Here is a 17,595-nt window from a genome sequence, read left to right as displayed (position 1 = left end):
AAGGCGTCAGACCGACTGCTCCGCCCACACCGTCTTGCCCACCCGGTCGTGCCGGGTGCCCCACCGTTCGGCCAGTTGCGCCACCAGCAGCAGGCCCCGCCCGCCCTCGTCGAAGATGCGGGCGCGCCGCATGTGCGGGGTGGTGCCGCTGGAGTCGTACACCTCGCAGATCAGCTTGCGGCCCTGGTGGATCAGCCGGAGCTGGATGGGCGGGCGGCCGTAGCGGATCGCGTTGGTGACCAGCTCGCTGACCATCAGCTCCGTGGTGAACGCGGCCTCGTCCAGGCCCCAGGTGGTGAGCTGGTCGGTGGCGTACCGGCGGGCCACGGAGACGACGGTGAACTCGTTGTCGAGTTCCCAGGAGGCGACCCGGTCCGCGTGCAGCGCCCGGGTGCGCGCGACCAGCAGGGCGATGTCGTCGTCGGGACGGTGGCTGAGCAACTCGGTGAGCACCCGGTCGCACACCGACTCCAGCGACTTCGCCGGGCGGCCGAGCGCGCGGAACATCTTGTCCAGTGCCTCGTCGATGTCGTGGTCGCGGGCCTCGAGCAGCCCGTCGGTGTAGAGGGCGAGCACGCTGCCCTCGGGCAGTTCGGTCTCCACCGCCTCGAACGGCAGCCCGCCGAGCCCCAGCGGCGGCCCCGCGGGCACGTCGACGAAGCGGACCGTCCCGTCCGGGGTGACCACGGCGGGGGGCGGATGGCCGGCCCGCGCCATGGTGCACCGGCGCGACACCGGATCGTAGACCGCGTACAGACAGGTGGTGCCGATGCCGCCCGCGGTGTCGCCGGCCGGGTCCGCACTGCCCTCGTCGGCGGCCAGCCGGAGCACCAGGTCGTCGAGGTGGGTGAGCAGCTCGTCGGCCGGCAGGTCGACGTCGGCCAGGGTGCGCACCGCCGTGCGCAGCCGGCCCATGGTGGCGGAGGCGCGCATGCCGTGCCCGACCACGTCGCCCACGACCAGCGCCACCCGCGCCCCGGACAGCGGGATCACGTCGAACCAGTCCCCGCCCACCCCGGCCCGGGTGGCGGCCGGCAGATAGCGCGTGGCGATCTCCAGCGCGGCCTGGTCGGGCAGCGTGTGCGGGAGCAGGCTGCGCTGGAGGGTCATCGTGGTCGTACGGGACTCGGAGTGGTCCCGGGCCTGCTGGATGCCGGCGGCCGCCTTGGCGGTGAACTCCTCCGCCAGCCGGAGGTCCTCGGGCCCGAACGCCCCCCGCCCCGGGTGGCGGGCGAACAGGGCCACACCGAGCGTGCTGCCCCGGTGGAGGAGGGGCACCGCCAGCAGGGCGCGCGCCCCGGACGCGGCCAGCCAGGCGGCGCCCGGGTCCAGCGCGGCCCACCCGGCGACGGCCGGGTCGGCGGTGTCGTACAGCAGCGGGCGGGCCGCCGCCAGGCACTGGGCGGGCGGCGAGTCCGCCGGGCAGACGACGGCGTCACCGATGCCGGTGCCCGCGGGTGCTCCCGTGCCGGTGCCCGCGGGGGCTCCGGTGCCGGCATCGGCGGGTGCTCCGGTGCCGCGGCGCGGGCCCCCGCCCTCCGGCAGGGCGCGCAGCGCGGCCCGGCGCAGCACGATCGGATCGGGGGACCCGCCGCCCTGTTCGCCGGTGCGCGGGGAGTCCAGCAGATCGACCGCCATGACGTCGGCGAGCCGGGGGACGGTGACCTCGCCGAGTTCCTGCGCGGCGCGGGCCTGGTCCGCCACCGTCCCGACGCGCGAGCCGGAGTCCGCCGGGGCGCGCTGCCCGGTGGCGGAGTCCCGGTCGGGCTGCTGCACGGACAGGCAGACGGCACGCACCTCGCCGCCGGCGTCCTTCAGCGGGGTCAGGACGGTGGCCGGGGCGAGGCCGGGGGCGAGGGGACCGCGCGCCTCCTCGGGTCGACCGGTCTCCAGGGCCAGCCGCATCGACCGGTCGGCCTCCTCCCCGGCGGCGCCCGGCACGATGTGGGTCAGGCGCAGTCCGCGCATCGCCGCCTCGGGCAGGGCGAGGGCGTGCTCCAGCCGGCGGTTGGCGCGCACCAGGCGCAGGTCGGTGTCGAAGACCGCCAGCGGAAAGGGCGACTGGAGGAACGTCCACTCCTCCAGCGGCTCGCCGCGGGGCGGCTGGACCCGGGGTGTCACGGCGCTCACCGCGAGCCAGTCGGAGACGCCGGTGCCGGAGGTCCGGCGATGGGCGAGGACGCCGAGTTCCAGCAGCCGGCCGTCCTGGTGGCGCAGCGGGACCGTGCCGTTCCAGCGGGTCCGGCCGGCCAGGGCCCGCCGGACGGCAGCGCCGTCCGTGGCGAGCAGCGTGGTCGCGGGGCGGCCGACGACCGCCGGCGGGTCGTAGCCGAGCAGCCGCCGCGCGCCCTCGCTCCAGCCGGTCAGGATGCCCCGGTCATCGATGGTGGCCGTGGCCGTGTACGTCGACTGTCGCTCCATCGCCGCTCATCTCGCCCTTGCTCGGCAGGCTCTCCTGACCAGCATGATCCCGGGCGGCGCGGAGCACCAACGCAGGGAGGACCGCCGGACGCGGCGGGGTGGGACCGGGCCGGCCGCTACCCGTTGGCCAGGGCCTGCACCCGGTCCAGCGCGCCGTTGAACCTGTCGTGGTCGCCGACGGTCGGTCCGGAGGAGGTGTACTGCCACATCGTCTGGAACGCCCATCCGGCCGGCAGCGTCCCCGGGTCCGCGGCGTAGCGGGCGATCCACAGCGGGTCGTTCACGGCGAAGCCGCTGTAGTCGCCGGTGCACTGGGTCCACCAGCTGGCGGCCGTGTAGATGACGGGGTAGCGACCGGTGCGCGCCTTGTAGGTGTTGACGAAGTCGGCGATCCAGCCGGCCATCTGGCTCGCCGTCTTGCCGTAGCAGGCGGCGCCGTAGGGGTTCCACTCGATGTCGAGCGTGCCGGGCAGTGTCCTGCCGTCCCGGGACCAGCCGCCGCCGTGGTCGACGAAGTAGTTCGCCTGGGCGGCGCCGCCGGCGGTGTCGGGGGTCGCGAAGTGGTAGGCGCCCCGGATCATGCCCACGTTGTACGAGCCGTTGTACTGCTGGGCGAAGTAGGGGTTCGTGTAGTACGTCCCCTCGGTGGCCTTGGAGTACGCCCAGCGCACCCCGCTGGTCCACAGGGTGGACCAGGCGACGTTGCCCTGGTAGGCGGAGACGTCCACGCCCTCGGTCTGGGTGGCCTGGGCGCCGGTGGTGGGGGCACCGCCTCGGCCGTCGTGGGCGAGGACACCGATGCCGAGGTAGGCGGAGCCGCGGCTGGGCGTGGTCGCGGCGTGCGCGGGGGTGAGCGTGCACGTGAGGGCGACCGCCGCGAACAGGGCCGTGAGGGGGGCGGCGAGGGTGCGCGGGCGGGGGGAGCGGATGGAACCGGGTCTGAGCACGGCCATGACGTGCCTCCGGGGGAGTGAAGTGGGGGACGGGGCGCGGACCGCTGATCCAATGGCGTGGGCATGCCATTGATTGCCTCGTAAAGAAGCTACGCACGTAGATAAGGGGTGGGAAGGGGGTCCGGAGGACGCCGTTGGTCTACGCCTACGAAATACTGGCGGAGCTGCGGTGATGACGACGTACGGCAGAAACTTTCAGACCAGCGAAACCGAGCAAAGGTGCTGACGTGCACGAGGACGGAAACGGTGGCGCGCGTGGCGTCACCGGCCAGACGACGCCCAGTGGCGCGGACCAGGAATTCCTCGCGCTGGAACGGGAGTTGACCGTGCTGCTCCGGCGCGCCCGGGCCAGCCAGGGGGAGATGGCCCGCGCGGTCCATCCCGACCTGGAGTCCTCCGCCTACGGCCTGCTCATCCGGCTGGACGAACTCGGCGGCCAGCGGGCCACGGCACTCGCCGCCTACATCGGCGTCGGCAAGGCCACCATGTCCCGGCAACTGCGTGCCCTGGAGGAACTCGGGCTGATCGCCCGCGAGCCCGACCCCGCCGACGGCCGCGCCTGGCTCGTCACCCTCACCGACGAGGGCCGCCGCCGCGTCGGCACGGTCCGCGAGGCCCGCCGCGCCCGGTACGTCCGCCAGCTCGCCCACTGGGACCGTCACGAGGTCGCCGAGCTGGCCCGGCTGCTCCACGAACTCAACGGCGGCATGGAGAAGTGACCGCGCGGCGGCCCGCACCCGCCCTCCGGCCTGCCCCACCACGCATCCCCACGGCAACCCGGCCCCGCACACTCCCGGCAGGCCGACCGGGCGGGCGCGCCTTCGTGGCGACGCCGAGCGGGGTCGGCCTAGCTACCGGCCGCGGGTGCGCGGAGCCCCATCGGCACGCCGGGGATCGTGCGCCCCGCATCGGGTGCGGCCGTGCACGCATCCCTCGCGGCGCCGCTGTGGGCCATCCTCGTGGGCCGGCGCGGGTGCGAACGGCCCCGTCCCTACGCTCTCCGTGCGCGTCATATCGGTGGCGTCGGTGCGCCCGCCTCCGTACGCGAACGCCGTCGCGCGGCCGGCTTCCGCCGGGTGCGAGCGGCCCCGTCCCTACGCTCTCCGTGCGTCACACCAGCGGCCTCGGCGTGCCCGGTCCCCGTACCCGAACGCCCGGCGAGCGGCCGGCCCCCCTCACAGCTCGGCGTACACCACCGTCGCGTCGTCGTGTGTCTTGGCGTTGCCCAGGAACGCGCGTTCCTCCCGGTCGGCGTCCTCCAGGGCGCGGACCCGGTCGATCAGGGACCGTGCGCCCTCCTTCGCGACCACGTCGAGGAGGGCGGTCCAGTCGCCCTCACGGAACGTCTCCGTCCAGCGGGTCGCGCCGTCCGTCAGCGCGGCCAGGGCCCGGACCGAGTGCCGGGGCACCGTGCCGGCGACCGCGCGGGCGGCCACGTCCGGGTCGGCGGCGGCCGTGAAGAAGCCGCCCTCCCGGTTGCGCAGGCGCGCGTCGACCAGGGCCGCCGTGGCCAGCGCGGCGCGGGGCAGCCGGGCCAGCCGATCGTCCAGCACCGGGGTGACCGTGCCGTCGGGCCCCCGCAGCAGCAGCGCGGAGTCGGACAGCACCAGGTACTCCACGGTGGTGGCGGACCAGCGGGCCAGGGCCACGGTTGCCTGCGGCGTCCGCGGGTGAGAAAGGTCACAGGTGCCCGCGTGGGCGTCGGCGGTGCGCCGGATGGCCGCCGCGAGGATCTCCGACAGTGTCAGATCTCGGTTGGAAACGGTCAGTTCGGTCAGCGCGCCGCCCAGACGCGCGGTGAACCAGGGGACGGAATGCAGACAGCCCGTCCCGTCGCTGGGCGGAGTCACCCCGTCCAGGACGACGACGCAACCTCCCTGTCCGCAGGCGGGTAGCCCGACCGCGGCGAAGTCCTCGTCGGGGCGGGCCGCGTCACCGGGTTCGGAAACGAGATCAGTGCGCATCCGGCCAGTCTGCACGACACCTCCACACGCTCCGCCAAAGACTGGCAAGCGGTGGCCGATTCCCATGACCCCGCAGGTCAGGCGCCGGATTTGGGGCGTAATGATCTACTCCGGGAAGGCGTGCTGGCGAATACTGCCAAAGCCTGCCGCGCGCGTCCAACCGGCCCACCGCGCAAGGCCCGCGCACTGGCCAGAGGAACTTGCCCGCCAACTCCCCTCCGATGTTCACTCCTTCGGGTGGCGGGTCAGGTGATGCGCGACCACTGCCCACCGGCGCTGGGAGGGTCGGGAACCGTACGAACCGGGTGTACGCACCACTTGGCACCGTGATGACGGGGTGCCACCCGGGCCCTGGGTAGACGAGTTCAGGAATGCGAGCACCGGTGCAGATGAAGCGGCCTCGGCGCACAGGCAGTCAGACGGCCCCCGCGGGGACCGCCCCGCAGACACCCGTGGGCACCGGCCGCCCCACCCATGTGCGCAACCGGCTGATCGTCGCCGTGGCGGTGGTCGCCGCGGCCGTGGCCGGCGCGGGCGCGCCCGCCGTGCTCGCCGCCTCCCGGGACGTCAGCGACTCCCAGGACCTCGTGACGCTGGCCGCCCGCACCCAGGACGCGCTGACCCTCGCCCACTCCCTCGCCGACGAGCGGGACGAGGTCACCTCCTACATCGCGGCCGGCCGGCCCCGCTCCAAGGCGCCCGCCGAGGACCGCAGCGCCCGCGTGGACCGGCAGGTCGAGGAGGTGCGCGCCGACACCGACACCCCGGCGGACCTGCGCGCCGAGCTCGGCGGCATCGACGCGGTCCGGCGCGCGGCCCTCACCGGCAAGAGCAGCGCCCTCCAGGCCCACCAGGCGTACTCGGGGACGATCACCGCACTGCACCGGCTCGCCGAGCGGCTGGCCGACCGGACGCCCCCGAGGGCCGGTTCCGGGGCCCACGCCCTCGCCGAGCTGGACTCCGCCGTCCAGCAGTCCGCCGCCGCCCGCGGCCTGCTGCTGGCGGCGCTGAACGTCCCCTCCCACTCCCGGACGGCGATCGACCCCGCCACCGGCCTGCCGACCACGTCCGCCACGGCCACCGACGCGGAGGCCAGGCAGCGCGACGCGCTCACCGTCGCCGCCCAGCAGGCCCGGCTGCGCGCCGACGCGGCCATCGCCGGCTTCCGCGACACCGCGCCCCGGTCGGCCGTGGACTCCTACGACGCCACGGTCACCGGCCCGGAGGTCAACTCGGCCGAGAAGTACCTGGCCACGCTGACCGACCAGCCGACCCTGGCCGACAGCGAGCTGACGACCAGCACCAAGAAGCTGGACGCCGCCCTGTCCGCCCGCGTCGACCTGATGCGCGGCGCCGAGTCGGCGCTCTACGACCACCGCACCAAGGACCTCGCCGCGCTGCGCGACGACGACGTCACCGACCTGGAGGTCCGCGTCGCGGTCCTGGGCGTGCTGATGCTGGTGGCGATCGGTGTCACCGCGGCCATGGCCCGCACCCTGACCCGCCCGCTGTCGGTGCTGCGCCGCGGTTCCGCCCGCCTCGCGGGGGCCGAGGACCCGGCGGCCCAGGAGCCGATCGCCTTCACCGGCCGCAACGACGAGTTCGCTCAGGTGGTCCGCTCGGTCAACGCCCTGCACGCGCACGCCGTGACCCTGCACGAGCGGGTGGGGACGCTGGAGACGGACCGCAGGCACCTGGTGGGCCAGCGGCAGAAGATGGCCGACGCCCGCGAGGAGCTGCGCGCCGAACTCGCCGAGTCCTCCGGCCAGCTGGAGCGGCTGCGCACCAGCATCGGTTCCACCTTCGTCAACCTGGCCCTGCGCACGCTGGGCCTGGTCGAGCGCCAGCTGGCGGTCATCGAGGGCCTGGAGGACCGCGAGCAGGACCCCGAGCGCCTGGCCACGCTCTTCAAGCTCGACCACTTCGCCACGGTCATGCGCCGGCACAGCGAGAACCTGCTGGTCCTGGCCGGCACCGAGCACGTCCAGCAGCACCCCGGCCCGGTACCGCTGGTCGACGTGGTCCGGGCGGCGGTCAGCGAGATCGAGCGCTACGAACGCGTCCGCATCGCGGCCCTGCCCCCGCACGCGCACCTCGTGGGCTTCGCCGCCGACGACCTCTCCCACCTGCTTGCCGAGCTGATGGAGAACGCCACGTCGTTCTCGCCGCCGGACCTGCACGTGGAAGTCTCCGGCTGGCTGCTGGAGTCCGGCGAGGTCATGCTGTCCGTGCAGGACGAGGGCATCGGCATGACCGAGGAGCGCCTCGACCGCCTCAACGCCCGCCTCGCCGACTTCGACCCCGCGTCGCCGTACGACCAGGAGGCCGGCGAGAACCTGGGGCTCGGCCTGTACGTCGTCGCCCGCCTCGCCCAGCGCCACGGCGTCCGCGTCCAGTTGCGCGAGCAGAAGCAGGGCGGGATCGCCGCGGTCGTGGTCCTCCCGGCCTCTCTCCTCACCGAGCCCCCGTCGGCCGCGTCGCCGCCGGCCGCGTCCATGAGCGGCACCGGCACCTACTCCCTGCCGGGCGCCGACGCCGAGGCCAACTCCAACGTCCTGCACGGCCGTGCCGCGGACCCCGACCCGCTGGTCGCGCTGGCGGAGAAGGCGGCCCGCGCCGCCGGCGACACGCCGGCGAAGCCCGAGGACCCCCAGGCCGCGAACCCCCAGGCCGCGAACCCCCAGGCCGCGGAGATCCAGGCCGGGAGCCCCCAGCCCGCGGAGACCCGGCCCGAACAGACGCGACCCGAGGCGCCCGCGCCGGAGTCCGGGGTCGCCGAGACGCACACCCGGGCGGAGACGCACACCCGGGCGGAGACGCACACCGGGGCCGAGACGCACACCCGGGCGGAGACCCCCGGGCAGCGCCGCCCGCAGGACGCGCCGGCACGGCCCAAGGCGCCGCCGGAGACGCCCGCCGAGACCACGATGGAGCTGCTGCTCCCCGAGCTGTCCGCGACCCCCCCGGAGCGGGACCCGTCGGCCGCGCACCAGGACCCGACCCCCCCGGAGCAGGACCCGGCCACCAGGGCGCGGAGCACGGCCGCTCCGCGACCGGACGCGCCCGGCGCCGACACCCCGACCGGCGGCGCCGGCCCGGACGAATCCACCGAGGACGAGACCGAGGCGGTCACCAGCAAGGGCCTGCCCAAGCGCACGCCCAGGATCACCGCACCCGCGGCACCGCCCCGCCAGCGCACCGAGAGCGTCGACGCCGACGCCCTGCGCCGCAGGCTCGGCGGGTTCCGCCGGGGAGCCGTGGCCGGCTACCGCGACGTGGAGGCGGAGATCGCCGCACACACCACACCAACCACGGGGGGCACAGCCGAGGAGGCAAGCAGTTGACCGCGCCCACTACCTACGGACTGAGCAGCGAAGCCCGCAACCTGCACTGGCTGCTGACCAACCTGGTCGAGGAAGTACCCGGCATCCAGTCCGTCGCCGTGGTCTCCTCGGACGGCCTGTTGCTGCTCTCGTCCGATCCCGGACACACCGAGCAGTCCCGCCGGGCCGGCCCGGCGAAGGGCCCCCGCGGGTCCTCGGCCGACCTCGCCACCATCGTCTCCGGCATCGGCAGCCTCACCGTCGGGGCGGCCAAGCTGATGGACTCCGGCGGGGTCCGGCACACGATGGTCGCGATGGCGGAGGGCAGCCTGTTCGTGATGTCGATCAGCGACGGCTCGCTGCTCGGCGTGCACGGCTCCGCCGAGTGCGACATGAGCGTGGTGGCCTACCACATGGCGCTGTTCGTCGGCCGCGCCGGCCACGTCCTCACCCCGGAGCTCCGCTCGGAGCTACGGCAGTCACTCGAGTCCCAGTCGACGGGGAGCGCCCGATGACCGGCACAGCCAAACTGCCCGTCCGCGGCGGCGACCGCAAACCCGCCCGCGTCCGCCCCTACTCGCTGACCGGCGGCCGTACCCGCTTCGGCCACGTCCTCCTCGTGGAGACCTTCGTGGCCGCGCTGGAGGCCCCCGAGGAGCGCAGGGAACTGACGAACGGCTCGCTCGCGACCCGGATCATGCCGGAGATGCGGGCCATCGTCGAACTGTGCCGCCGTATGCGCACGGTGGCCGAGATCGCCGCGCTGCTCAAGATGCCGCTCGGCGTGGTCCGCGTGCTCCTGAGCGATCTCGCGGACCAGGGAAAGATCCGTGTGTACGGCACCGGTACCGGGCACGGCACCGGCCGCCCGGACCGCGCGCTGCTGGAAAGGGTGCTGAGTGGACTCCGCCGTCTCTGACGCCGCCGCCTCCCCGGTCGGAGGCACCCCCCTCGTCGCCGGCTTCGCCGAGCCCGACGAGGACCTGAGGTCCTGGCAGACGGACCGCACCCGCGCCCCCGTCGCCACGAAGATCGTGGTGGCGGGGGGCTTCGGCGTCGGCAAGACCACCCTGGTCACCTCCGTCTCGGAGATCACACCCCTCCAGACCGAGGCGCTGATGACCGAGGCCAGCGAGGGCACCGACGACCTGTCCGCCACCCCGGGCAAGCTCACCACCACCGTGGCCATGGACTTCGGCCGCATCACGCTCGACGACGACCTGGTGCTCTACCTGTTCGGCACGCCGGGCCAGCAGCGGTTCTGGTTCATGTGGGACGACCTGGTGCGCGGCGCGATAGGCGCCGTGGTCCTGGCGGACACCCGCCGCCTGAAGGACTGCTTCCCGGCGCTGGACTACTTCGAGAGCTGCGCGCTGCCGTACGTCGTCGCCGTCAACCACTTCGACGACAGCGAGCGGTTCGAGCCGGAGGACGTGCGGGAGGCGCTGACGATCCCCGCGCACGTCCCTGTCATGATCATGGACGCCCGGCGCCGGATCTCGGTGATCGAGACCCTGCTGTCCCTGGTGGGCCACGCGCTGGCCGAAACACCCGAGTAGTCCCTGTAAGGAGCCACCACCCGCATGCGGAAGATACTCGTCGTCGGAGCCGGTCAGTCCGGACTCCAGCTCGCCCTCGGCCTCCAGTCGCACGGCTACGAGGTCACCCTGATGTCGAACCGGACCGCGGACGAGATCCGCTCCGGCCGGGTCATGTCGACGCAGTGCATGTTCGACACGGCACTCGGGCACGAGCGCGACCTCCAGGTCAACTTCTGGGAGACCCAGGCCCCGAAGATCCAGGGCCTCGGCGTGTCGGTCGCGGCCCCCGGCTCGCACGACCCGGGCCCCACCCAGCGGGCGATCGACTGGGTGGGCCGGCTCGACGGGTACGCGCAGTCGGTGGACCAGCGGGTGAAGATGGCCGGCTGGATGGAGACGTTCGCCCAGCGCGGCGGCCAGCTGGTCATCCACGGCGCGGCCGTCGGCGACCTCGACTACTTCTCCCGCACCTACGACCTCGTCCTCGTCGCGGCCGGCAAGGGCGAACTGGTGTCGATGTTCGCCCGCGACCCCGAGCGCTCCCCGTACAGCGAGCCGCAGCGCGCGCTGGCGGTGGCCTACGTCCACGGGCTCGGCCCGCGTCCCGAGCACCCGGACTTCGACGCGGTCCGCTGCAACCTGGTCCCCGGGGTCGGCGAGCTGTTCGTCATGCCGACCCTGACCACCTCGGGCCGCGCCGACATCCTGTTCTGGGAGGGCATACCCGGCGGCCCGCTCGACGTCTTCAAGGGCGTCAAGGACCCGGCCGAGCACCTGTCCCTGACCCTGGAGCTCATGGAGAAGTTCACTCCGTGGGAGTACGCGCGGGCCACGAAGGTCGAACTGACCGACGCCGGCGGCACGCTGGCCGGCCGGTACGCCCCGACCGTGCGCAACCCGATCGGCCGGCTGCCCTCCGGCGGCCTGGTCCTGGGCGTGGCCGACGTGGTCGTCGCGAACGACCCGGTCACCGGCCAGGGCTCCAACTCGGCGTCCAAGTGCGCCGCCGCCTACCTCGCGTCGATCCTGGAGCGCGGTGACGAGCCGTTCGACGAGGAGTGGATGCGGGCCACCTTCGACCGGTACTGGGCCACCGCCCGGCACGTCACCAAGTGGACCAATGCCATGCTGGCGCCGCCGCCGGAGCACGTGCTCGGCCTCATCGGCGCGGCCGGACAGCTCCAGCCGGTGGCCGACCGGTTCGCCAACGCCTTCAACGACCCGGCCGACTTCGAGAACTTCTTCTACGACCCCGAGAAGACGGCCGCCTACCTGGCATCGGTCACCGGGGCCTGACCGCCCGCCGAAGACCCTGGAGGCGCGCGTCCGGGTCGGGCCGGACCGCGCCGAGGATCGGGTGGCCGGCGATCGGGGAGACCTCCACCTTCGCGCCGGGCCGCGGTGCCTGGACGACCTTGCCGTCGCCCACGTACATCGCCACGTGCGTCGCCTCCGGGAAGTACACGACCAGGTCTCCCGGGCGGAGCCGGTCCAGCGGGACCTTCGGGAGCCGGTCCCACTGTTCCTGGCTGGTGCGCGGCAGCGGGGTGCCCGCGTGGGTCCACGCCTGGGACGTCAGGCCCGAGCAGTCGTACGCGTCCGGGCCCTGCGCGCCCCACCGGTAGGGCTTGCCGAGCTGGTCCAGGGCGTAGTCGACCGCGCGGTCGCCCGCCGGTGAGGCGGGGCGGTCGGCGGGCAGGGCACCCGCGGTGACGAGCTTGCGCTGTGCCTGCTCGACCCCCTGCTGCTCCAGCCGGGCCACGGCCGCGAGCTGCTCCGGGGTGAGCCCGGCGAGCAGGCGCTCCACGTCGGACAGCCGGGCCCGCACGTCGTCGCGCTGGCCGCGCTGCCGGCCGGCGAGGGTCTGCTGGGTGTCCAGGGCCTTGCGGGCCGCACGGGCCAGTACGTCCCTGCGTCTCTCCGTGGCGGTCAGCCGGGCCACCGTCCGCGCGTGTTCCCGGGCGAGTTCGGCGATGACGTGGCCCTCGTCGAGCGCGTGCTGGGGGTCGGGGGCGAGCAGCACGCGGACGTAGGGGCCGAGGCCGCCGCTGTTCTGGTACTGCTGCCGGGCCAGGCGCCCGGCGTCGGACCGGCTGCCGTCCAGGGCGAGCCGGGCGCGGGTCAGTTCGCCGTCGAGGCGGGCGACCTCGGCGCGCTGCCGTTGAAGCTGTTCCGTGGTGGCGTCGTACGTCTCGGTGGCCTGTTCGGTCTGCCGGTACAGCCGCTGGAGGTCCGTCAAAAGCTGGGCGACGGAGCGTTGTGGATCGGGTGCGGCGGCGGCCGGCACGGGCACGAGGACGGCCTGGGCCGCCACCGCGGCCGCGCAGGCCAGGCGCGGGAGCATTCCTGACACGTCATCACCTCGGGTGCGCAGAGTGCGGAATTTTCGTCCGCTTATCGCACCGCGAGGACGGCGGGTGTGCGCGCGGGGCGCGCCCCGGGCGTGCGCGGTTCGGCGCAGCCCTGTCACCCGTCCGGGTCGTCCGGGTTGCCGGACGGCGCGGCGTCCGGCCGGGACCAGGGCCACTTCGGCCGGCCGCCCGACCGGTCCTCGGGGGCGTACCGGTACTTCCAGCCCTGGACCAGCCCCAGCCGCCGGCTGTGCCCGCGCGGCACGCGGTGGTAGACGAGCACCGTGGGCGCGCCGCCCTCCGGGTCCGGGACGGGGATGCGGTAGGTCTTCGGCGGGTGCCCGGTGGGGCCGACCAGCACGGGCAGCACGCGGCCGTCCATGGGCCCGCCCTCGAAGGGGGTGTCCTGGCTCTTCACGGGTTCAGTCTCGGTCATCCCCGGTGAGCGCGCCGACGACCGCCGCGGTCTCCGGGTCCCGGCCCGCGGTGACCGTGAGCACGGCCACGAACTGCTCCACCAGCCAGTCGCGCAGCTCCCCGGCCGGCGGCTGCTTGCCCTCGTCGAGCCAGATCAGGGACGCCGCCTCCACGGCCGTGATCCACATCCGGACGGTCATCCGCAGCCGGGGGCCGGGGTCGGTGACGTCGAGGTGCCGGCAGATGTGCCGGGCGGCGGACCGGCGCACCCCGTCCACGAGGGCGGTCGTGCGGGAGGTCTCCACCACGCTGCCCCCCTGGAGCAGCGCGCTGAAGCCGGTGTCGTGCCCGTCCACGAACGCCAGGTACCGGTCGAGCACCCGGGACAGGCGGGGCAGCGGCGGACCCTCGCGCGGCTCGTCGAAGCACTGCTGGAGCTCCACCGCGGCCGACCCCAGCGCCGCTTCGTACAGCTGCTGCTTGCCGCCCGGGAAGTACCGGTACACCAGTGGACGCGAGACCCCGGCCGCCTCCGCCACGTCGTCCAGGGACACGTCCTCGGGGGCGCGGTGCGCGAAGAGGGAGAGCGCGGCGTCGAGGAGCTGACGCCGCCGCTCCTCCACACTGAGCCGGCGGTAGGCGGGACTGGCGGACGGGGTCATGTCCCGCAGCCTAATCGCCGCGGGGAGGCGGGGTGTCAGGCCAGCAGCCCGGAGGCCCGCCACAGCCGCCGGCCGACGCCGCGCAGCACCCCTATGTCGTCCAGGAAGTCGGTCAGCCGCTTCGCGCCCGTCTGCATGACCTCCCGCCGGTGCCCGCTCGCCTTCACCTGCGCCATGGCCTCCCGCTTGTCGAGGCCGACGTTGGTGTACACCTCCGGGTTCACGAAGGCCACCGAGAAGACCCGGGCGAACTCCCCGGAGGTGACCCGGGTGAACTCCTGCGACCACTTCGGCGCGGTCACCATCTGGCGCCGCAGCTCCTCACGGGCGTACCGGACGTGCCGCGCCTCCTCCACGACGTGGATCCGCGTGACGCCCCGGACCAGCGTCTGGACCCGCTCGTCGGGGAAGGTCAGGCGCTGCATCCAGTCCAGGACCTCCTCGCCGAGCAGGGTGGCGGTGAAGGAACCGGGGGTCGTGGAGATCGTCTTGAACAGGCGGCCGAGGTTCTGGTGGGCGCGGCTCACCGGGTACCACGGCGTGCCGCCGTGCGTGATCAGCCGGGCGAACATCTTGGAGTGGCGGCACTCGTCCTCGATCTCGGTGAGCGCGTAGCGCACGTGCGCGCTGGTCGCCGCCTTGTCGTAGACGTGCCGGACCAGCAGCTGCATGAGGATCAGCTCGAACCAGATGCCGAGCGAGGCCAGCGCCGCCGCCTCGTGCTGCGACAGCAGCAGCCGCTGCTCCTCGCCCATCCGCCGCCACATCGGGGTGCCGTACAGCGACACCAGCTCCGGGGGCCAGAACCACTTGCCCTCCTCGAAGGGCGCGTCCCAGTCCAGCTCCTCGTCCGGGTCGAAGGAGTGCTTGGCGGAAGAGACGAGCAGGCGTTCGGCCACCTGTTCCCGGTCCTTCAGCAGGCCGAGCGCGTCGCGCAGCCCCTCGAGCGCGTCCGCTTCCGTCAGGGTCGTCATGGCTCCCTCACCTCGTTACCCGGGGGTAGTCGTCGTATTCTTATAAGACTGCCTGTCAGCAAGCGCGTCAATCCCCTGCGCCCGACTTGTTGAACCGGCGCGCGCGGGCGGCGGCGTGCTCCCGGCGGGCGCGGACGCGGCGCCGGTGCGCTCACCCGGATGCAGTAGCGTGCTGGCGTGTCCATGCCTCCGCAACCGCAATACCCGTACGGCGGCCGGCCCCCCGCCGCCCCGGGCCCGTACGGCTCGCCGTACCCCCAGCAACAGCCCTACGCCCAGCAGCCGTACCCGCCGCAGCAGCCCTACCCGCAGCAGCCGTACCCGCCGCAGCCCTACCCCGGCTGGGGCGGCATGCCGCCCGTGGTCCCACCCCCGAGGAAGCGCCGGGTGGGCCTGGTGCTCGGGATCGTGGGCGGTGTCGTCACACTGGCCGTCGTGGGTCTCGTCCTGCTCGGAACGGTCGCCGAGAGCGGCTTCCCCGAGGCCAGGCACAAGCTGACGCTGCCGCACACACTGCTGCACGGCAGGTACGTCTTCGCCGAGGACTACTCCGCCACCGAGGGCAAGAAGGTCGAGCGCGAGGCCGACGGCGCCTGGGACGCCAAGGACATCCACGCCGTCACCGCCCGCTACAGCCTGGACGGCGACGCCACCCGGGGCTCGCTCGCGGTCTCCGGCATGTACGGCCGGTTCAAGAACCAGGCGTCGGTCCGGCGCCGGATGCTCAAGGGCGCCGCCGAGGCCGACGGCGTCACGCTCGGGAAACCCGCCAGGGACGTCGCCCCGCCCGGCGCGGACACGCCCGTCAGCTGCGAGGTGCTGGTCCAGAAGAGCGGCACGGTGACGCTCACCTACCCGGTCTGCGCCTGGGCGGACGGCAACACGGCCGCCATGATCGGCGCGGTGGGCCGCGAGCGGACGGACCCCGCCGGCATCGACCTCGACGCCGCCGCACGCGACGCCCTCGACATCCGCGGCGAGATGCTCAAGCCGGTCGGCTGACGGCCATCGCCTCCCCGGCCGCCCGCGGCGGGAAGGTCGCCCGCAGGGTGAAGGCGTACGGCGTCGGGCCGTGCGCCCGCAGGTGCAGCAACCGGTCCTCCGCCTCGGCGACCGCCGGACGGTGCCCGGCCGGCACCCACCACAGGGCGGTCATCGCCTCCGCCGGCCGCTCGAACCACTCCCGCCGGCGGGCGAGCAACTCCCGGTGCGTCCCCCGGTACATGAACGCCGTGAGCGCGTCCGTGTCCCGCCACACCGACATGTTGACGATCAGCCACGCGTCGCCGAGGACGGGGACGGCCGTCGCGTTCCCGCCCTCGCCCCGGAGCCGCCACACGAACCCCTCCGCCGCGTCGGCCACCGCGTTGACGGGGTCGAGCGCGTCGACGAAGTCCTTCAACTCGGGCGAGTCCAGCGTGTACTTGAGGCGGGCGATGTTGACCTGGGCGAGCTCGTGGGCGATCACGGTTTCCGTCATGCGCGCACGGTAGGTCGGCTCCCGGACCACCGGCACCCCCCGTCTCAGCCCGCGAGAACCGCCCGCATCACCTCCTTGGCGATCGGCGCCGCGTCCCCGCCCCCGCTGATCTCGCCCCGGTCCGCCGAGGCGTCCTCCACCACCACCGCGACCGCCACCCGCGGCTCCGGCGCGTCGTCGGCCTGCGCCCAGGAGACGAACCAGGCGTACGGCACGCCCGCGTTGCCCACCCCGTGCTGCGCGGTGCCCGTCTTCCCGCCGACGATCGCGCCGGGCAGCGCCGCCCGGGTGCCGGTGCCCTCCTCCACCACGCCGGTCATCAGCTCCCTGAGCCGGGCCGCCGTCGACGGCCGCATCACCTGCCGTCCCGGACGGGCCGCGCTGCCGCCGACGGTCTGGCCGCCGTGCCGGGTGGTGCGCTCCACCAGGTACGGCGGACGCAGCACACCGTCGTCGGCGACCGCCGCCGCGACCATCGCCATCTGGAGCGGCGTGGCCCGCGTGTTGTACTGCCCGATCGAGGACAGCGCCAGCTGCGCCCGGTCCACCCGGCCGTCGAAGGTGCTGGGCGCCACCGAGAACGGGATGCGCAGATCGGGGTCGTTGAACCCGAACGCCTGCGCCGTGGCCGCCATGTCCCGCACGCCCACGTCCACACCCAGCTTGGCGAACACCGTGTTGCAGGACCACTCGAAGGCCTCCCGCACCGATGTGTCCACGCAGCCGTCGCCCTCGTTGGTCAGCCGGGTCGTGGTGCCGGGCAGCCGGTAAGGATCGGGGGAGTCGGTGGGCGCGTCCAGGTCGGTGACGACGCCCGCGTCCAGCGCCGCCGCCGCGGTGACCACCTTGAACGTCGACCCCGGCGGATACGTCTGCCGTACCGCCCGGTTGAGCATCGGCTTCTCCGGGTCGCTGTTGAGCCGGGACCACGCCGACGTCACCGCCTCGTTGTTGCCGGACAGTTCGGCCGGGTCGTACGACGGGCTGGTCACCAGCGCCAGGATCCGCCCGGTGGCCGGGTCCAGCGCGGCCACCGCGCCCTTGCGGCCGGCCAGCCCCCGGTACGCGGCCTCCTGCGCCCGGCGGTCCAGCGTCGTGACGACGTCCCCGCCCCGGTTCGGCGCGCGCGTCACCTCCTTCCACAGCGGCAGCGGCGACACCAGCGGATCGGTGCCGGAGAGCACCCCGTCCTCGGCGTGCTCCAGGAACGTGGTGCCGTACTTCTGCGACGCGAACCCGGTGACCGGCGCGTACAACGGCCCGTCCGTGTAACCGCGTTCGAAGCGGAGCTGCTCGCCGGTGTCCACCGAGGAGGTGACCGGCCCGCCGTCCACCAGGATGTTCCCGCGTGGCTGCTGGTAACGGGCGATCGTGGCGCGGCGGTTGGCCGGGCTGTCGGTGTACTGACCGGACTGCACGACCTGCACGCGGGCCGCGTTGCCCAGCAGCGCCGCCAGCAGCAGGGCGCAGAACGCGCAGGCGTGCCGGATGTACTTCGCCATCGGGCGC

General features: G+C 74.0%; 16 protein-coding genes. 7 read left to right on the top strand and 9 right to left on the bottom strand.

From position 1 onward, the window contains the following. Window positions 1-6: 6 nt before the first annotated feature. Window positions 7-2,421, bottom strand: a complete 2,415-nt coding sequence (locus tag ACIQVT_RS09705; protein WP_403750103.1) for a SpoIIE family protein phosphatase — start codon at window positions 2,419-2,421, stop codon at window positions 7-9. Between the two features lie 116 nt (window positions 2,422-2,537). After that, the gene (locus ACIQVT_RS09700; protein WP_403750100.1) at window positions 2,538-3,374 is read right to left on the bottom strand and encodes a lysozyme; all 837 of its coding nucleotides are present in this window, start codon (window positions 3,372-3,374) and stop codon (window positions 2,538-2,540) included. A gap of 227 nt (window positions 3,375-3,601) precedes the next feature. Between ACIQVT_RS09700 and ACIQVT_RS09695 the strand changes: the two genes are divergently transcribed. Beyond that, the gene (locus ACIQVT_RS09695) at window positions 3,602-4,093 is read left to right on the top strand and encodes a MarR family winged helix-turn-helix transcriptional regulator (RefSeq protein ID WP_403750098.1); all 492 of its coding nucleotides are present in this window, start codon (window positions 3,602-3,604) and stop codon (window positions 4,091-4,093) included. A 456-nt stretch (window positions 4,094-4,549) separates the two neighbouring features. On the opposite strand, the gene ACIQVT_RS09690 is transcribed toward ACIQVT_RS09695, so the two are convergent. Beyond that, window positions 4,550-5,338: a protein phosphatase 2C domain-containing protein gene (locus tag ACIQVT_RS09690; protein ID WP_403750097.1), complete on the bottom strand. Its 789-nt coding sequence runs from the start codon at window positions 5,336-5,338 to the stop codon at window positions 4,550-4,552. A 371-nt stretch (window positions 5,339-5,709) separates the two neighbouring features. Between ACIQVT_RS09690 and ACIQVT_RS09685 the strand changes: the two genes are divergently transcribed. From ACIQVT_RS09685 to ACIQVT_RS09665, 5 genes are read left to right on the top strand one after another with little or no spacing between them, the layout of a single operon-like run. Then, a complete protein-coding gene (locus ACIQVT_RS09685) occupies window positions 5,710-8,682 on the top strand; it encodes a nitrate- and nitrite sensing domain-containing protein (RefSeq protein ID WP_403750095.1) in 2,973 nt (990 codons plus the stop codon). Beyond that, on the top strand, window positions 8,679-9,176 hold the full coding sequence (locus tag ACIQVT_RS09680) for a roadblock/LC7 domain-containing protein (protein WP_403750092.1): 498 nt from the start codon (window positions 8,679-8,681) through the stop codon (window positions 9,174-9,176). Before ACIQVT_RS09685 ends, ACIQVT_RS09680 begins: the two co-directional genes overlap by 4 nt. Further along, on the top strand, window positions 9,173-9,580 hold the full coding sequence (locus tag ACIQVT_RS09675) for a DUF742 domain-containing protein (protein WP_403750089.1): 408 nt from the start codon (window positions 9,173-9,175) through the stop codon (window positions 9,578-9,580). Before ACIQVT_RS09680 ends, ACIQVT_RS09675 begins: the two co-directional genes overlap by 4 nt. Beyond that, the gene (locus ACIQVT_RS09670; RefSeq protein ID WP_403750086.1) at window positions 9,561-10,220 is read left to right on the top strand and encodes a GTP-binding protein; all 660 of its coding nucleotides are present in this window, start codon (window positions 9,561-9,563) and stop codon (window positions 10,218-10,220) included. The genes ACIQVT_RS09675 and ACIQVT_RS09670 overlap by 20 nt, the downstream gene beginning before the upstream one ends. 24 nt (window positions 10,221-10,244) lie before the next feature. Next, window positions 10,245-11,498, top strand: a complete 1,254-nt coding sequence (locus ACIQVT_RS09665; RefSeq protein ID WP_403750083.1) for a styrene monooxygenase/indole monooxygenase family protein — start codon at window positions 10,245-10,247, stop codon at window positions 11,496-11,498. On the opposite strand, the gene ACIQVT_RS09660 is transcribed toward ACIQVT_RS09665, so the two are convergent. From ACIQVT_RS09660 to ACIQVT_RS09645, 4 genes are all read right to left on the bottom strand, one after another. Beyond that, window positions 11,485-12,555 (bottom strand): NlpC/P60 family protein, encoded by a 1,071-nt coding sequence (locus ACIQVT_RS09660; RefSeq protein WP_403750080.1) that lies wholly within the window; start codon window positions 12,553-12,555, stop codon window positions 11,485-11,487. The genes ACIQVT_RS09665 and ACIQVT_RS09660 overlap by 14 nt on opposite strands. Before the next feature lie 113 nt (window positions 12,556-12,668). Beyond that, window positions 12,669-12,989 (bottom strand): hypothetical protein, encoded by a 321-nt coding sequence (locus ACIQVT_RS09655; protein WP_403750078.1) that lies wholly within the window; start codon window positions 12,987-12,989, stop codon window positions 12,669-12,671. Next, a complete protein-coding gene (locus ACIQVT_RS09650; protein WP_403750076.1) occupies window positions 12,976-13,632 on the bottom strand; it encodes a TetR/AcrR family transcriptional regulator in 657 nt (218 codons plus the stop codon). Before ACIQVT_RS09650 ends, ACIQVT_RS09655 begins: the two co-directional genes overlap by 14 nt. Window positions 13,633-13,667: 35 nt before the next feature. After that, window positions 13,668-14,606, bottom strand: a complete 939-nt coding sequence (locus ACIQVT_RS09645) for a diiron oxygenase (protein ID WP_403750073.1) — start codon at window positions 14,604-14,606, stop codon at window positions 13,668-13,670. Window positions 14,607-14,789: 183 nt separating this feature from the next. Here ACIQVT_RS09645 and ACIQVT_RS09640 point away from each other — a divergent pair, with 183 nt between their 5' ends. Then, window positions 14,790-15,608 carry a hypothetical protein gene (locus ACIQVT_RS09640; RefSeq protein WP_403750919.1) on the top strand — a complete coding sequence of 273 codons (819 nt, stop codon included), beginning with the start codon at window positions 14,790-14,792 and terminating at the stop codon, window positions 15,606-15,608. Here the strand turns inward: ACIQVT_RS09640 and ACIQVT_RS09635 are convergent. Continuing rightward, window positions 15,592-16,086 (bottom strand): DUF3291 domain-containing protein, encoded by a 495-nt coding sequence (locus ACIQVT_RS09635; RefSeq protein WP_403750071.1) that lies wholly within the window; start codon window positions 16,084-16,086, stop codon window positions 15,592-15,594. The two genes, ACIQVT_RS09640 and ACIQVT_RS09635, sit on opposite strands and share 17 nt — an antisense overlap. 44 nt (window positions 16,087-16,130) lie before the next feature. Further along, window positions 16,131-17,588 (bottom strand): penicillin-binding transpeptidase domain-containing protein, encoded by a 1,458-nt coding sequence (locus tag ACIQVT_RS09630; RefSeq protein WP_403750917.1) that lies wholly within the window; start codon window positions 17,586-17,588, stop codon window positions 16,131-16,133. Between the last annotated feature and the right edge of the window lie 7 nt (window positions 17,589-17,595).

The organism is Streptomyces sp. NPDC100445 (assembly GCF_044759735.1).
Classification (GTDB): Bacteria; Actinomycetota; Actinomycetes; order Streptomycetales; family Streptomycetaceae; genus Streptomyces.
Note: the sequence above shows the minus strand (reverse complement) of the source record. Positions and strands in the feature narration are given on the sequence as shown.

Bases quoted from the DNA above. Each gene is read 5' to 3' on its own strand.
- ACIQVT_RS09705 (WP_403750103.1), bottom strand. From the start codon at position 2,421: ATGGAGCGACAGTCGACGTACACGGCCACGGCCACCATCGATGACCGG.
- ACIQVT_RS09700 (WP_403750100.1), bottom strand. From the start codon at position 3,374: ATGGCCGTGCTCAGACCCGGTTCCATCCGCTCCCCCCGCCCGCGCACC.
- ACIQVT_RS09690 (WP_403750097.1), bottom strand. From the start codon at position 5,338: ATGCGCACTGATCTCGTTTCCGAACCCGGTGACGCGGCCCGCCCCGAC.
- ACIQVT_RS09685 (WP_403750095.1), top strand. From the start codon at position 5,710: ATGCGAGCACCGGTGCAGATGAAGCGGCCTCGGCGCACAGGCAGTCAG.
- ACIQVT_RS09675 (WP_403750089.1), top strand. From the start codon at position 9,173: ATGACCGGCACAGCCAAACTGCCCGTCCGCGGCGGCGACCGCAAACCC.
- ACIQVT_RS09665 (WP_403750083.1), top strand. From the start codon at position 10,245: ATGCGGAAGATACTCGTCGTCGGAGCCGGTCAGTCCGGACTCCAGCTC.
- ACIQVT_RS09655 (WP_403750078.1), bottom strand. From the start codon at position 12,989: ATGACCGAGACTGAACCCGTGAAGAGCCAGGACACCCCCTTCGAGGGC.
- ACIQVT_RS09650 (WP_403750076.1), bottom strand. From the start codon at position 13,632: ATGACCCCGTCCGCCAGTCCCGCCTACCGCCGGCTCAGTGTGGAGGAG.
- ACIQVT_RS09645 (WP_403750073.1), bottom strand. From the start codon at position 14,606: ATGACGACCCTGACGGAAGCGGACGCGCTCGAGGGGCTGCGCGACGCG.
- ACIQVT_RS09640 (WP_403750919.1), top strand. From the start codon at position 14,790: ATGCCTCCGCAACCGCAATACCCGTACGGCGGCCGGCCCCCCGCCGCC.
- ACIQVT_RS09635 (WP_403750071.1), bottom strand. From the start codon at position 16,086: ATGACGGAAACCGTGATCGCCCACGAGCTCGCCCAGGTCAACATCGCC.
- ACIQVT_RS09630 (WP_403750917.1), bottom strand. From the start codon at position 17,588: ATGGCGAAGTACATCCGGCACGCCTGCGCGTTCTGCGCCCTGCTGCTG.